At 38.0% G+C, this 16,128-nt stretch carries 13 protein-coding genes; 12 read left to right on the top strand and 1 reads right to left on the bottom strand.

Annotation, left to right across the window (positions count from 1 at the left end; all coding sequences use genetic code 11):
- Positions 1–3 precede the first annotated feature (3 nt).
- Positions 4–765 (bottom strand): glucose 1-dehydrogenase, encoded by a 762-nt coding sequence (locus BM179_RS19825; RefSeq protein WP_092018917.1) that lies wholly within the window; start codon positions 763–765, stop codon positions 4–6.
- A gap of 397 nt (positions 766–1,162) precedes the next feature.
- Between BM179_RS19825 and BM179_RS19820 the strand changes: the two genes are divergently transcribed.
- The 12 genes from BM179_RS19820 (at position 1,163) to BM179_RS19760 (ending at position 15,767) form a co-directional block, all read left to right on the top strand.
- Positions 1,163–2,143: a ribonucleoside-diphosphate reductase small subunit gene (locus BM179_RS19820; RefSeq protein WP_092018916.1), complete on the top strand. Its 981-nt coding sequence runs from the start codon at positions 1,163–1,165 to the stop codon at positions 2,141–2,143.
- Between the two features lie 179 nt (positions 2,144–2,322).
- Positions 2,323–2,736 carry a nuclear transport factor 2 family protein gene (locus BM179_RS19815; protein ID WP_092018915.1) on the top strand — a complete coding sequence of 138 codons (414 nt, stop codon included), beginning with the start codon at positions 2,323–2,325 and terminating at the stop codon, positions 2,734–2,736.
- A gap of 111 nt (positions 2,737–2,847) precedes the next feature.
- Positions 2,848–3,726: a helix-turn-helix domain-containing protein gene (locus BM179_RS19810; RefSeq protein ID WP_092018914.1), complete on the top strand. Its 879-nt coding sequence runs from the start codon at positions 2,848–2,850 to the stop codon at positions 3,724–3,726.
- A 54-nt stretch (positions 3,727–3,780) separates the two neighbouring features.
- Positions 3,781–4,395: a pyridoxamine 5'-phosphate oxidase family protein gene (locus tag BM179_RS19805; protein WP_092018913.1), complete on the top strand. Its 615-nt coding sequence runs from the start codon at positions 3,781–3,783 to the stop codon at positions 4,393–4,395.
- 726 nt (positions 4,396–5,121) lie between these two features.
- Positions 5,122–5,805, top strand: a complete 684-nt coding sequence (locus tag BM179_RS19795; protein ID WP_177219462.1) for a TolC family protein — start codon at positions 5,122–5,124, stop codon at positions 5,803–5,805.
- Complete coding sequence (locus tag BM179_RS19790; RefSeq protein WP_092018910.1) at positions 5,802–8,471, top strand: SPOR domain-containing protein; 2,670 nt, start codon at positions 5,802–5,804, stop codon at positions 8,469–8,471. The genes BM179_RS19795 and BM179_RS19790 overlap by 4 nt, the downstream gene beginning before the upstream one ends.
- A gap of 91 nt (positions 8,472–8,562) precedes the next feature.
- Positions 8,563–9,885: a lipopolysaccharide biosynthesis protein gene (locus tag BM179_RS19785; RefSeq protein WP_092018909.1), complete on the top strand. Its 1,323-nt coding sequence runs from the start codon at positions 8,563–8,565 to the stop codon at positions 9,883–9,885.
- A gap of 15 nt (positions 9,886–9,900) precedes the next feature.
- Positions 9,901–11,349 carry an O-antigen ligase family protein gene (locus tag BM179_RS19780; RefSeq protein ID WP_092018908.1) on the top strand — a complete coding sequence of 483 codons (1,449 nt, stop codon included), beginning with the start codon at positions 9,901–9,903 and terminating at the stop codon, positions 11,347–11,349.
- Positions 11,346–12,284, top strand: a complete 939-nt coding sequence (locus tag BM179_RS19775; protein ID WP_092018907.1) for a glycosyltransferase family 2 protein — start codon at positions 11,346–11,348, stop codon at positions 12,282–12,284. The genes BM179_RS19780 and BM179_RS19775 overlap by 4 nt, the downstream gene beginning before the upstream one ends.
- A gap of 12 nt (positions 12,285–12,296) precedes the next feature.
- Entirely contained in the window at positions 12,297–13,472 is a 1,176-nt protein-coding gene (locus BM179_RS19770) for a glycosyltransferase family 2 protein (protein WP_092018906.1), read from the top strand.
- Between the two features lie 89 nt (positions 13,473–13,561).
- Entirely contained in the window at positions 13,562–14,767 is a 1,206-nt protein-coding gene (locus BM179_RS19765; RefSeq protein ID WP_092018905.1) for a glycosyltransferase, read from the top strand.
- A 13-nt stretch (positions 14,768–14,780) separates the two neighbouring features.
- Entirely contained in the window at positions 14,781–15,767 is a 987-nt protein-coding gene (locus tag BM179_RS19760) for an acyltransferase family protein (RefSeq protein ID WP_092018904.1), read from the top strand.
- The last annotated feature ends 361 nt before the right edge of the window (positions 15,768–16,128 follow it).

Raw genomic sequence — 16,128 nt, 5'->3', positions numbered from 1 at the left:
GCGCTATCCCGCCATAAATCCGCCGTCAATCGGCATAGCATGTGCCGTAACAAATGATGCCGCATCTGAACAAAGCCAGACAATCGTTTCTGCTATTTCCTCAGGTTGCCCGAAGCGTTTCATCGGAATGGAAGCCTGCAATTTATCTTTCTGATCTCCGATTATCTCAAACATTTCAGTGACCATTGGTGTAATGGTGAAGACCGGGCAAACGGCATTTACCCTGATTCCTTTTCTGGCATATTCCAGTCCGGCAGTCTTAGTCATGCCTATTACCGCATGTTTACTGGCTGAATAAGCGAGGTTATTTGGAAATCCGGCCAGGCCAGCCACAGAGGAAACATTCACAATAGATCCGAACCCCTGTTCCAGCATTACCTGCAATTCTTCACGCATGCACAGAAAAACCCCGTTGGTATTAATTGACATGACCTTCTCAAATTCGGCGGAGGGATATAAATGAGTGGGAGTCATCAATCCGCCGATTCCGGCATTGTTTACCCCAAAGTCGAGCTGTCCATAAGTTTCAAGTGTATGAGAAATGAGTTGAATTACCTCATGTTCATTCGAAACATCGCATGAAATAAAAGAAGCATGTCCGCCGGAAGAGGTGATGAGCCTGACTGTTTCCAGCCCTCCTTCCTCTGCAACATCAGAAACGACCACTTTTGCTCCTTTCTCTGCAAAAAGCAGAGCTGTAGCTCTTCCAAGTCCGGAGGCTGAACCAGTAACCAGTGCTACTTTTCCTTCAAAATCATTTTTCATAATTATTCGGTTTTTGTCTTGAGTATTGTTTCTTGTAATATTTTGTGAATCAGTGAATTATTAAAAGGTACATTCTTTGCTCATGTAATTTTTACAAAATTTAAACCAAAATTTAGAACAAAAGTTTAGAACATCTTGTATCTTTAAAAATACATTTTTTGTTTCAAAACATCATCAAGACTTAATATCCCCAACGAGTTTCTGATAATTAGATAGTTACAAAAAATCTGATTAATTCGGTATATTTTTCGATTAAAATTCCTTTGGAATGCCTTAATTTTGTTAAACATTTTTAATGAAAAAATTGAGTTTAACGCTATTTTGTCCCTTAAATAACTAACCGCTGGTACCTTAATCTGACAAACTTTTAGTTAAACAAAAAAAATAACTCCCAAATATGTCACAGACTGTATTGAATGAACCATTGTTGCTCGAAGACCCAAATCGTTTCGTGTTATTTCCTATCAAGCACAATGATATCTGGCAATTTTATAAGAAAGCTGAGGCTTCTTTCTGGACTGCCGAAGAAATAGATTTATCACAGGATTTGGCAGATTGGGCAAAATTGAACGAGGGGGAAAAGCATTTCATTTCCCATGTATTAGCCTTTTTTGCGGCATCAGATGGCATCGTAAATGAAAATTTAGCACAAAACTTCTTATCGGAAGTGCAATATGCGGAAGCAAAATGTTTCTACGGATTTCAGGTAATGATGGAAAATATCCACTCAGAAACCTATTCTTTGCTGATTGATACTTATATCAAAAATCCGGTAGAAAAAGATAAAATGCTTCGTGCTATTGACACGATTCCATGTGTTCAGAAAAAAGCAGAATGGGCGTTGAGATGGATTGAAAGTGACAGCTTTGCTGAGCGTCTGATTGCCTTTGCGGCAGTAGAGGGAATTTTCTTTTCAGGTAGTTTCTGTTCAATTTTCTGGTTGAAAAAGCGTGGATTGATGCCGGGTCTTTCTTTCTCAAATGAACTGATCTCGAGAGATGAGGGATTACATTGTGATTTTGCCTGCCTGCTTTATACAGATCATATAAAAAATCAGCTTTCAAAGGAAAGAGTTTATGAAATTATCCTGGATGCGGTAAAAATTGAAAAAGAATTTGTTACAGATGCTTTGCCGGTTTCTTTGATCGGAATGAATGCTGAACTGATGTGTCAATACATTGAATTTGTAGCGGATCGTTTATTGGTTTCTTTAGGTTGTGAGAAACAATTTAATGCTATCAATCCATTTGATTTTATGGAAATGATCTCACTTCAGGGAAAAACAAACTTCTTTGAAAAACGTGTCGCTGAATACCAGAAGTCAGGCGTAATGTCTGAGAAAGAATCAATGTCATTCTCATTGGATGAAGATTTTTAGAAAACGCTCTTTTGAAATACTTTGTTTGGCCCGGAATTTCCGGGCTTTTTTATGCCCTTGCTTTCTGAAACAGAAAAGAGAAAATTATCTATTCTATTGCTCCAATACTCCATTTTAAGAGAAAAGAAGTCCTGCCAAATTTGTCCTGTCAATATTTCTTAACATAACATAAAAACAAAATGGAGCAAAGAATGCCTTTACCACCTTTCACACGTGAAACCGCTTTACAGAAAGTCCAGGCTGCGGAAGATGCCTGGAATACCAGAAACCCGGAAAAAGTAAGTCTGGCTTATACTGTTGATACCGAGTGGAGAAACAGAACGGATTTTGTAAATGGAAGGGAGGCCGTTGTTGCTTTTCTGACGCGCAAATGGGAAAAAGAGCTGGATTATAAACTGAAGAAAGAACTCTGGAGTTATAGCGAAAATCACATAGCTGTAAGATTTGAATATGAATGGAGAGATCATGCCAATCGGTGGTATCGCAGTTATGGGAATGAAATGTGGGAATTTGATGAAAATGGTTACATGAGAAGAAGATTTGCCAGTATCAATGATGCTGAAATTTCTGAAAGCGAGAGAAGAGTAAAATGATGAAAAATCAGACAGAATGCGGGCGTTTTTTACTAAATTTCAGATGAAAGAAAAAGATGAGTTTCTTTTCATGAAAACCAGGTTTTAATGTGATTTACAGGGGATTTTAGAATGACCGATCAAAAAGCATTTACATTACAAAGTGCCCAGAACGGAGACATGGCACTTAAGTTATTTTTGTTTGATGAAGGCACAGCGTTCGGGGAACTTCAGCGGCTGAGTCATTATTCTGTCATAGTTGTTACAGAAGGAAGCGGAAAACTTAAAGCGGATTTTTCAACTTACGAATTTAAGGAAAATGTAATGATGTGTTTTGCGCCTTATCAGCCGTTTCTCATTGAAAGTAATGAACGTATCAAAGGTTTTGCAGTGAATTTTCAACCTGATTTTTTCTGCCTTTACAGACATCACAAGGAAATAGAATTTAATGGAATCCTGTTCAATAACATTTACAAAACTCCGATTATTGAAATGGCATCCGGGGATGCAGGTAATCTGTGGAGCGTTTTTGAAAAGATGCAGACAGAAATTGAAAAGTCAGAACCTGCTCAATATGAAATCCTGATTTGTTACCTGAAAATATACCTGATAATTGCTTCGCGTTTAAGAATGGAACAGAAACCTAAAGAAATAAAAGGAACGGCAGTCAAAGAGCCCGTTGTTCTCAAAAATCTTCAGGAAGCAATAGAACAACATTTCAAGGTTTGGCATACTGCCAGTGATTATGCCAATTTACTGAACATTTCTCTTAAAACCCTGGCAAAAATCAGCAAAACGCACTTTAATAAAACTTTAACGACACTGATTGCAGAGCGGATTGTGATTGAAGCAAAAAGAGAATTGTACATGACATCCAAGACAGTCAAGACAATTGGTTATGAATTAGGGTTTAATGACGAATATTATTTTAGCCGTTTTTTTAAAATAAATGCAGAAGTTTCCCCGCAGCATTACCGGGAAACGGTAGGATTTGCAAGAGGTGAAGAATGATGAAGAGAGGATGAATATGATCAGATAGGCCGATAATTGTAAAATTTCAAGAAAATGAATTATGCCGGATTTGCCTTTACAGATGCCATAAAAGTGCTCCAGGAAAAGAAAGGAAGCCGGGAGGGGTATGCACATATGGAGAAAAATCAATATACGGAAGGATTGGGAGATTTTGAAAAAGATTTTATTGAAAACCGTGATAGTTTTTACCTGGCGACGATCGGAGAAAATGGATATCCTTATATACAGCATCGGGGAGGGCCAAAGGGATTTATCAGAGTATTAAATGATAAAACAATCGGAATTGTGGATTTCCGTGGGAATAAACAATATATCTCAGTTGGTAATGTCTCTGAAAACCCACATGTTTCTCTGATCCTGATGGATTATCCGCGAAGGGCCAGAATGAAAATTTATGCAGATTTGCGAATTGTTGAAATAAATGAAGATCCCGGGTTATTTCTGAACCTGGATCCCTCAGATTATAAACACCAGTCTGAGAGAATGATGATTTTCGAAGTCAGGGCTTTTGATTGGAATTGTCCTCAGCACATCACACCGAGATATACCGCAGATGAGATAAATGAGGCTTTTGCACAAAGAAATGAATACGTTGCCCAATTGGAGCGTGAAGTGCAGGAGTTAAGAGCAAAACTTAAAACAGGCTGAGGGAAATTTCAGAAATAACGTTTTTTTTATATTAGCAACTGTTTGATAATTAAGTCTTATCAGTTTAACAGAAGCCCCGGGGATGCAATGGTCTTGTATTTTTCCGGGGCTTTGTGTATTTTAAACTTCTTAAAATGCAGCACACTGATGAAATACATACCTTTTTGGCCCAACCCTTCCTCGAATACTTTAAAACAAAACACCTTGATTTCAAGTTATATTAACTGACCAGGCTGAGTTGAACGGTTTTGGACGATCTTTAAATAGTACTAACCGAAAGATAGTCAGGGTTTAAAATAACTAATATCCTCAATATTGCTGAACCTGTTTGCTGACAGATAATAACCATTAATTGTTGTCTGACAATTAATGATATAATTTGAAACAGGTGACAAGCTCTGTTCCGGGCTGCTGAAATGGTTTGTATTTACCTGAAACAGGGAATAGACTGATATTTTATTCTCTCTTTTAAGCATTGTTTTTTGCTTTTGGCATAGTTTATGTGTGATTGAATAATTAAGAAATTTTAAGTACATTTGATTGAAAGAAAAACTGATAAGCGTAGTAAAATAAGTTATTATCGTTTGATTTTTGGGATGTATAAAAACGTTCAGGTTTTAGAAAGTTATAAAGTATTGAATCATGTTTTGGAAAAAAAAATATATAATCGGGTTATTTTTTTTCTTATGCTTAAATTATATTAATACGGAAATAAAGGCTCAGTCAGTGGCTGTGGATTCGACCTTATTGGCCAGGGCTCTTGCTACGGACGAACTTCTGCCTGCTCTGATTAATGCTGCGGTTAAAAATGCTCCGGAAATGAAGCGTCTTAACGGCGGTGTGGAACTGGCCTCTTCCAATATGGCGATTTCAAAAAATATTATTTTTAACAGTCTTTCACTTATTTCAGGGTATCAGTACGGAACAAATTATTCAGCCATCAATAACCCGGCAAGTACAGGTGGACCGGTAAATAGCTTTACCTCTGCTCAGACGGGATTTTACAACCTTGGGGTGGGCTTACAACTTCCGTTGACTCAGATTATTAATAGAAAGCACCTGATAAGAGCCGGAGCTGCTCAGGTAAAAATGGCTCAGGCAGAACAGGAGAGCGGTGTACTTTTTGTAAAACAGGAAGTTATCAGACTCTATCAGGAATTGAAGCTGGCTCATAGCTTATTAATGCTGAGTACAGGAGCAAAACAGGCTGCGCAGTTAAATTATATTATGTCAGAGAAAGAGTTTTTAAGAGGGCAGGGTTCTGTGGAACAACTCTCAAAAGTACTGGATGTTTATACGAAAGCCAAGATCGACCACGAGACTTATTTCAACAGACTACAAACCAGTTTCATGCAGCTGGAGCTTTATATTGGAACTAATTTGTCAACATTCTTAAAGAAGGGTAAATGAGTTTTGTATATTTTATAAGATTAATGATTAAAAACCTGAAGTGGTTGATAGGAATCCCTTTGGTTTTGGCGTGCAGTATATTTTATTTTACCCGACACGAGCAGAAAGTATTTGCTTCCGAGTCAATTATTTACACTGGTATAGCTTCAGGATATGACTTGAACGGTAGTACAAAGGCTGATTATTTTGCTACGAGTAATGCTTTTGATAACTTATTATCAATTATCGATTCCCGGGAAACGAAACAGGATGTATTGATCGCATTGCTTGCTGAGCACCTTTCTCTGAAAAAACATGACCCTGAAATACTAACCTGGTCTGCTTACGATGAACTAAGTAAATTAATCCCCGATGAAGCCAGAAAAAACCTTGTAAAACCAACTATCGCTGAGACTCGTTTAGCGATAAATAATCTTCTGAAAAAGGATGATGAAAATGTAATTTATCAGTTAATAAATTCTGATAATCATTACTATTCATTGGATGCCCTTAAAAAAATACAGTCTTCACGTCTGAGCAATAGTGATTTAATAAAAATTACTTACGAAGCCAACGATCCGTATATCTGTAAACGAACACTTGAATTACTGGAAGAGTCTTTCATGCTGAAGCATAAAATGCTGAAGGAGGGGCAGACTGGTTCTGTAGTAAATTATTTCGCAGCAGAAACAAAAAGAGCTTTTTCAAGACTGGATTCATCAGAAAAGATATTCCTCGATTTCAACAGAAATAATGAAATCATTAACTACTACGAACAAACAAAGGCTGTAGCGGGAGAACGGGAAGATTTGTATGCCATGAATCATAACCTTGAAATGGATAAAATGGCTTCCAGTAAGTCTTTAGCCAAAGTAAATGAGAATATAAAAAACAGGGCATATCAATCTGTTATCGGGAATGAAATACTGGCTGAAAGAGAGAAACTTACAGATGTTTATAACAAAATTGCCCTGGGAGAAATTGTTAATAAAGGAAGTACAAATAAAAGTCAGATTGACAGCCTTAAAAGTTCTGCCACAAAACTGGAGAAAAAACTGCAAAGTTCTCTTGATAACCTGTACGTAGAATCGAATACGCCAAATGGAATCCCTACCAAAAACGTATTGGATGAGTGGCTTAAAACAACGCTTGCTTTTGAACAGAGTAAAGCACGTCTGGCAGTAATGGATCAGCGGAAAAAGGAATTTGAGGAGGAATACAGGCGTTTTGCACCATTGGGAGCAATGCTCAAAAAGATTGAGCGCCAGATCAGCGTTTCTGAGCAGGAATATCTCGAATTATTGCATGGCCTGAATTTAGCGAAACTGACTCAGCAGAATACGGAATTAACATCAAAACTGAATGTTGTGGATCCGCCTTTTCTTCCGGTAAAAGCGATTCCTTCCAAAAGAAAATTATTGATAGCCCTCGGTTTTATTGGTGGGTTTATCCTGGTCCTGGCTCTTATTTTAACCAAAGCCCTGATTAATAAAACCTTGCTGGAACCTTCCAGAGCCAAAAAGATTATCGGTATTCCTATGCTGGGTTTATATCCTTTACTGGAAGGTAATGAAGAGTTTCTCGAAAAAGCAAACAGAAGGCTGATACAGCAGTTTTTATCCAGAATAACCAGTCATGGGAAACCTGTGACCATTGGTCTCATCAGTATTCAGAAAAGAGAAGGTAAATCTACAATCGGATATCTTTTAACCAAGGAACTGACAGATCTGAACTATCGTGTTAATACACAAATGTACGATAGCAGAAGGGGAATCAGACCTGTAACTGACGATGTTGATTTTACGTTGGTAGAATTTCCTTCCTTAGATGATATCGTGATTAAACCAGACTTTTTTCCGGCGGTTAATTATACCTTTTTGCTATGTCGGGCGAATAGAATCTGGAATAAAATAGATAAGGAAATTCTTGAGATTTTCTCAAAGACAACAGGACAGGAGCCGATGTTTATTCTAAATGGGGTAGATCCGCATTTTGCAGAAGAATATATCGGAGAAGTTCCTAAGAAAAGAGATAAAATCAGAGCATTTCTCAAAAAGCTGTTCAATTTTGAGTTTGGAAACAGAAAGGCCATAAAAGTACGTACCCAGCCTCCTAAAAAGAATTTGATCGATAACAAAATAAGAGTTAACCTGGGTGTTTCAAAAAGATCAAGAACTTTCAGCTTAATTCTGGGAGGTCTGGCATTATCTGCCATTGGTTTCTTTGCCTATACTAAAGTGAATTGGGCAAATGTTATTAAAAGTCTGGATAAACAGGATTCTGTAGCCGTTATTAGTCCTGTAAAATCAGTGCAGCCGAAATTTACAGATAACGAGTTTACAACATCTGAAAAGAATACTGAAAATACTATACAGAAACAGCCTCCTTCAGAAGAGAAACCTTTTGATGTAGCTTCAGCGTCAGAAACACTTCCTGAAAAAGTGTTTTTTGTCATTGTCGGAAGTTTCGGGAAACAGGAAAATGCGCAGGTACTTTTAGATGAACTTAATACACAGGGTTTTTCAGAGGCGAAGATTATTTCCCCGAAATCAGGAGAAAAGTTAATAAAAGTAGCGGCGGCTGTTTTTGAATCAGATGCCAAAGCTACGCAGGAAGCATTGGCTATTTCAGCTAAGCTGAATAAAAGTGCCTGGATATATCATGAGAAGCAGCCGTCCAGACTTTAGCAGAACATTTGGAATATACTGTTATTTCGTAAACGGATATTCAGACGCAATATTTTCTCTTAACCAACATTCAGCTATTATCTTTTGAGTTGTGACACAAACTAGAAATCAAATTACGATTCAGGCTTTGGCATTTGCCAGTCAGCTGCTCCCGGCTATTATTGGTGTAGGTTCTTTCATGTTACTGGTAAGAGCAACTACTCCGGTCGTGTTAGGAGAATATATTGTTTACTTAACGGCGGTAGTACTTTTTGAGATGGTTAAATCAGGAGGTCTCCAGTCGGCTCTGGTGATGCGGGTGTCAACTGATAACAAAGAGCATCAGCTGAGAATTATCGGCAGTGCTTACTGGCTGGGAGGTTTGTTTGCCATTGCAGTGTCTTTGATATTAATAACCTTGTTTTTTACAGGGGTTTTTGCAAAACAACCCGGCATTCAGGTTTTTTGTGGCTGGTATGCTGTGCTGGGTCTGGTTACCTTACCCTTGCATATTGCGGAAGCGGAGGGCGTTGCGAAGCAGGATCTTGTTTTTTTGTTATTGCTCAGGGTTTCACAAAGTGCAAATGCCCTGATTATCGCCATATATTCTTATTTCAGAGGAGGAGACTTAAAAGACTTTGCTACAGTGCATCTGTTGTTTACCTTATGCCTGATGCTGATTATTCTCGTGCTGAGAAAAACCAATCCTTTATCTGTCCGCTATAAAACGATTGAAGAAATCAAGGCCTTATTTAAGCTGATCAAATATACATTGGCAACATTGGCGACTACGAATATTCTGAAAAGTGCAGATACCTTTCTGATCAGTAGTTTTATGGGGCCGGCGGCCGTAGCAAAATATGCGATTCCATTAAAACTGACTGAATTTTTCGAAATACCTTTACGAAGCCTTAGTACGACGGCCTTTCCGCAACTGGCCGCTAAGAATAATGAAGGAGACCTGCTTGGTTTTAAAAATACCTTTGTCCAATACATTTCCTGGGCCTATATGCTTTATATTCCGGGATTAATCCTCACTCTTTTCGTAGCGCCCTATCTCGTCCTGATTATCGGAGGAAAACAATATGCAGATACTACGCCGATATTTATGGTATTTATATTGTATGGTCTGTTATTGCCTTCTGATAGAATGACCGGAATCAGTCTGGATGCACTACAGAAACCAGCACTGAATTTCAGGAAAGTATTTATTATGGCGATTGTCAATATTCTTGCGGATCTTGCTGCGATTTATTTTACACACCGGCTGGAATGGGTGGCATTTGCTTCGGTCCTAAATGTTCTTACAGGAGCAATACTTGGTTTTACCATGCTTGAAAGGACAAATTGCTTACCACGATTCAGTGTTTGGAAAGAAGTATCAGAATATTCTTTTTCATTTGCCAGAAAAGTTATTGCTCAGAAAAACAAATAACAACAGAATGAGTTCATGAATAATGATCCGCTATATACGACTAACAGAGACAGGTTAAAAGATATATGGTTGATACCCGGGATATTAATCAGCATCTTTCTGGGATGGCTGGTTTCCGGAAAAGGAATGTCTGTTGGAGTGCTTTTATCAGTTTTTCCCTTTTTAGCAGGCTTTTTTGTATTAATCTTTTTAAAGCCGCGTATCGGGCTGATTTTTTTCCTGATTTATTGCTTTATCATGCCAACCCTGGGTAAACACATAGACGGTTTGCAGGCAGGTTTGGGACAGGATGCCCTGCTTATACTGACCTGGTTAGGGATTATTTTTCAAAGAACCAGAGTGTATAAGTTCAGGCATCTGAATAACGACCTGATGTGGCTGACTTTTGTCTGGTTTGTCATAACGGTGTTAGAAATTGCCAATCCTGAAAGGCCCAGTATTCTGGGTTGGGTTTATGAAATGAGATCGGCTACCTTGTACTGGATTTTGTCAGTTCCTTTGGTATTTCTGGTCTTCAATAAAAAGTCTGATATTGATCTGTTTTTCAATATTATCATTATTTTGTCGCTGATTGGTGCAATATATGGGGCAAAGCAGCTAATGATTGGGCCTGATGCTGCTGAAAACCGATGGCTCGAAGCAGGAGCGAAGAAGACTCACGTTTTATTCGGGAAACTAAGGGTATTTTCTTATTATTCTGATGCTGCCCAGTTCGGATCATCTCAGGCACATGTTTCTATTATGTGTTTGATTCTGGCCTCAGGAGCGCATTCTTTTTCAAAAAAATTGTGGTATGCTTTTGCAGGAGTAATCATTTTTTATGGTATGCTGATTTCCGGTACAAGAGGAGCATTATTTGCATTTGTAGGAGGCGGGGCGACTTTTCTGGTACTGAGTAAACAAGTGAAAATTCTGATTTTAGGAGGGGTATTGGGTCTGGCTTTTCTGGGCATGCTGAAATATACCAATATTGGCAGCGGGAACCAGCAGATTAACCGTATGAGAACCTCCCTTGATCCGGAAGATGCCTCTTTCCAGGTAAGGCTGATTAACCAGAAAATACTGAAAGATTACCTGGCATCCCGTCCTTTTGGAACCGGAGTAGGAACAATCGGGATGTGGGGAGTTACTTATAATGCTGACAAATATATTTCCCGGATTCCTCCTGATAGTTTGTATGTTAAAATCTGGGCGATGTACGGAATCGTTGGTTTTATCCTGTGGTTAGGGATTATGCTTTACATTACCGGAAAATCCGCAGGGATTATATGGAATACAAGAGATCCTGTTCTCCGGAATCAGCTGGCGGCTTTATGTGGAGGAGCAACAGGAGTATTATTATGTAGTTATGGAAATGAGGTATTGAATGCAATGCCTACTTCAGCCATTGTATATATTAGCTGGGGGTTAATCTGGTTAAGTCCGAGATGGGACAAGCCACAACCCAAAACCATTGAGATATGAATGAACCTTTAGTATCTATTATAACAGTTAATTTCGATACTCCGGAAGTTACTGCCGACATGCTGCGTTCTCTTTCAGTGATTACCTATCCAAACTGGGAAGTAATTGTGGTGGATAATGCTTCACCAAAACATTCATCTGCAGTTTTAAAAAAAGACTTTCCGTTTATTACGCATGTCAGTAGTCCTGAGAACCTTGGTTTTGCAGGAGGAAATAACATAGGACTTCATTATGCGAAGGGAGAATACGTTTTTTTTGTTAATAATGATACAGAGGTTACTCCTGATCTGATTACGATTCTGGTAGATTATCTTGTTGCTCATCCCGAATGTGGAATAGCATGTCCTAAGATTAAGTATTTTTATCAGCCGGATACTATTCAGTATGCTGGCGCAATCGGTTTGCATCCGCTGACAAGCAGGAGTTATGATATCGGATACCTGATGAAAGATGACGGAAAGTTTGACGATACCCGTGTGACTGACCTGCCTAATGGTGCGGCCATGATGATTCCCATGAAACTTATTAAAGAAGTGGGAGAAATGAGTGAAATGTTCTTTTTATATTATGAAGAATTAGATTGGACGGCCCGTTTTAAGAAAGCGGGATACGAGATACATTATGTTGGTACAGCAGAAATCTATCACAAAGAATCTATTTCAACCGGGAAAAATTCTCCTTTTAAAACGTATTATTTGTTCAGAAACAGACTCTTATATATACGAAGAAACTATAATGGTTTTAAATGGATAATTGCAGGCATGTTTTTTGTATTCGTTTCAACTCCGGTTCATAGTTTAAAGCATGCTTTAAAAAAAGAATGGGGACATGTAAAATCAATTTGGAGAGCCTTATTCTGGAATTTCAGTCAGGCACATCACAAAGAGCCTGATAGCCACTCTTCAGGACTGATTAACGAAGTTAAAGTAGATTAAAACTTAACCGCCATGATACATAAAACCATCGTTATTATTGAGTATTTACTACTTGCCTATCTTACTATTCAGATATTGTATTTACTTTTTTTTTCAACAGCAGGTAAGATTGGTAAGAAAAATAATTTTCCGGGTGCCACGCACTTAAGGAAAATACGTGTTTTTATCCCGGGATATAAAGAAGATTCTGTAATTATTGATACAGCAAAAGATGCCATCAGGCAAAATTATCCCCGTGATCTTTTTGAAATAGTAATTATTGCTGACTCGTTTAGCGAAACAACTCTGAATGAACTAAAAACTTTACCCATTAAAGTAGTAGAAGTAAGCTTTGAAAAAAGTACCAAAGGAAAAGCACTTCAGAAAGCCATTGAAGCAACAGCCGGTGAACCTGTAGATATCGTATTGATTTTAGATGCAGATAACCATATGTCCCAGGGTTTTCTGAATGCCGTAAATGATGCTTTTGAACAAGGATTTGACGTAGTGCAGGGACATAGAACGGCCAAAAACAGTGAAACCCATTTCGCTTTGCTGGATGCCTGCACGGAAGAAATTAACAACCATATCTTCAGACGTGGCCATGTGGCAGTCAATCTTCCTTCTGCTTTAATCGGAAGCGGAATGGCTTTTAAATGGGATTTGTTTACCTCACTGTTACAGGATATCGGAGATACTTCAGGCGAAGATAAAGAATTGGAATTCAGGATTGTAAGATTGAGAAAGTCTATTGCTTTTCTGGACGGGAAATACGTTTTTGATGAAAAAGTTGCAAAACAGGACGTTTTCAGTAAGCAGAGAAGCCGATGGCTTGCAACTCAGGTAGAATTTTTTGAAAAATATTTTATCGAAGGCTGGATTCAGCTTTTTAAGGGGAATGTAGCCTTTTTTAACAAGGTATTCCAGACTTATCTTCTCCCCAGAGTAATGCTTGTTGCAGTATTTGGGGTATGGTTTGTTTTTACCTTGATTTTTGCCAGAGAGTTTTTGTTTTTTAGTTCATGTTTGTTGGCAGCGCTGATGCTATCTCTTTTAATGGGAATTCCTTCAAAGTGGTATAATAAGCAGTTGTTGTTTGCATTTCTCCAGATTCCCGGAGCTTTATTTGCCATGCTTAAGGCCATGCTGAATATTGGGAAAGCCCGTAAACAATTCATTCATACGCCTCACGGCGAAATTAAACCTTAAAATTATGCCTTGGGATATTATTGCTATACCCGCTATAATTTGTCTGATCTGGGGTTTCAAACAAGGGGTGAAAACTAAACAAAGAAAGCATGTCAAAAGAAGTTGAAGCATATATTGTAATTGCACAGCAGGAGTGGGAACTCAACTTAGGCAGTAATGCCCGGAACCTGGCTTTTGAATTTAGCAAAACCAAACCTGTAATATATGTGAATCCCGCTATTGACTTAAGATCTATTGTCAGTCAGCGAAAATCCCCGCATTACAAGAGAAGACTTAAATTAGCATTAGGTTTTGGTGAAAACACAGAAAAGATAGCTGATAATTTGTGGGTACATACACCTGCTACCGTGAATTATTCCATTAACTGGCTTAGAAATACCGGGATTTATGACTTTTTGAACAGACAAAATGCCAAAGGCTTTTTCAAAAGCCTGAGAAAAGGAATGAAAAGTCTGAATCTTCATCCCGAAAAATGTGTAATATTGAATGATAGTCAGATGTTTACAGGACTTTTTACCAAAAAATACCTGAAACCTCTGCTGAGTTTTTACTATATCAGGGATAACCTTATCGGGCATCCTTATTTCAGATTTCATGGTACCAGACTGGAACCTCAGACGATTCAGTTAGCTGATGCAGTTTTTGCTAATTCTGCTTATCTAGCAGAATATGCAAGTCATTACAATCAGAAAAGCTATGATATTGGTCAGGGTTGTGATCTGGAAATATTTGAAGCAGAAAACCAATATACAGAACCTGAAGATTTATCAGCTATTCCGCATCCCAGGATTGGCTATGTAGGTTTCCTGACGGGAGAAAGACTCGATATTTCTTTATTGGAGCAATTGGCTGAAGCAAAGCCTGAATGGCAGATTGTGTTGATCGGACCTGAAGAAATAATGTTTCAGGAAAGCAGTCTGCACGGGATGAAGAACGTACATTTTTTAGGTTCTAAAAAACCGCAGCAGTTACCCGTTTATATTTATCACCTGGATGTCTGTATGAATCCTCAGTTAATCAATGAACTAACGATCGGGAATTATCCGAGAAAGATTGATGAATATCTGGTAATGGGTAAGCCGACTGTTGCCACCGCAACTCCGGCAATGCAGATGTTTCTGCCGCATGTACACCTGGCAGTAGGGGTGCAGGAATATATTAAAGTTATAGAACTGGCTTTATTGCCTCAGGAGACATCAGCCAGAAATGAGGCAATTGCCTGTGCCCGCAGCCACACATGGAAAGCATGCACAGATAAAATTTATGATACACAAACACACTTATTGGAGGCTTGATTAAAATAAAACTATGTCGGAACTACAGCATAAAACAGGAACAGGTTTTTATCCCGGACTAAATACTATTAAGGGGATTTTGATAATTACTGTTATTATTTCTCATACTGTTCCGGATGGTATGATTGCCTTTATTCTTTATTTCTTTCATATGCCTGTTTTTCTGGCAATAAGTGGTTTTTTATTGAAGGCTTCCACATTTAAAGACGGGCTTGGGAGTTATCTGAAAAAAATGTTTCACCGGATTGTTATACCCTGGTTGATTGCCTTTGTGTTTTACCTGATTTTCAGTCTGAGAGATACGGGGTTTACCGGATTTTCTTTAACCAATTTTATTTATCCCTATTATCATTTATGGTATATTCCGGCTTACCTTCTGGGAGCTGTCCTTTGTTTTTTAGTATCGAAATACAGAATTCCTGCTTTCCCGGTTTTGATGTTAACTACCTTAATTACTGTTTACTGGTTTGTTGTTTTTCGTGAAAGCAGACTGCCTGTAACAGAGCAGACTTTGTATTTCCTCGGTGATAAAAGATTTTACGCATACTTATCTTTCTTCTTTTTCGGATATAGTTTAAGAAATGGACTGATCCGAATCAAGCTCCCTCTTCTTCTTCTTGCTCCGGTTCTTGTATTCAGTCTGATTGCTGCAGTAGCTATGATTTACAAACATTCTCCTGACATTTCTTTGGTGCTTCCGTTTATTTTATTTAATTGCAGTATGATTCTTATCTCGGTGGATTACATCGGGCCAAAAGAATGGCTGCAAAATAAGTTTTTATTGTATATTAATAAACAATCTTTAGGTTTTTACCTGTATCATCCGATTATTATCTTTTTGATTTACAGATTATTAGGTGATGAAAAAAAACAGCATGTAAACAATCTTACAGGTTTGGTAGCCGGATTGATTACTATCATTATTGTTTATGGTTTTGTACGTTTGTTGGAGAAATGGAAAATAACCAACAAATATTTATTCGGAATTGTTAAAGAATAGCCTGACTTTTTCGGGTAGTTTCTCTTTTATCTTTCGCATGTTTGCTATTTCCGGTAACTAACTTCTAATCCGCCTTATTGCCATTTCGTCAGGTATTTCTTTGGGAATAGCTTACATTTGGGCTTTTATTATTACCCAGAATACTTCTGAACTTTGTAAATCATTTATATAGGTTTTTCCTTTATATTTTTTTATGAATGAAGAATATTGCCCGCCAAATAATAATTTTTATTAAAATTTTCGTAAATGCCGCCGCTAAATGTTGAATTGGCAGCTTATATAGTTTAAATTTAACGGTGAAACTCTAGCACCGTACAAGGTTGACCGGGTCGTACCTGACTCAACCATATAAATTAAGATA

Source organism: Pseudarcicella hirudinis (assembly GCF_900115665.1).
GTDB lineage: Bacteria > Bacteroidota > Bacteroidia > Cytophagales > Spirosomataceae > Pseudarcicella > Pseudarcicella hirudinis.
Note: the sequence above shows the minus strand (reverse complement) of the source record. Positions and strands in the feature narration are given on the sequence as shown.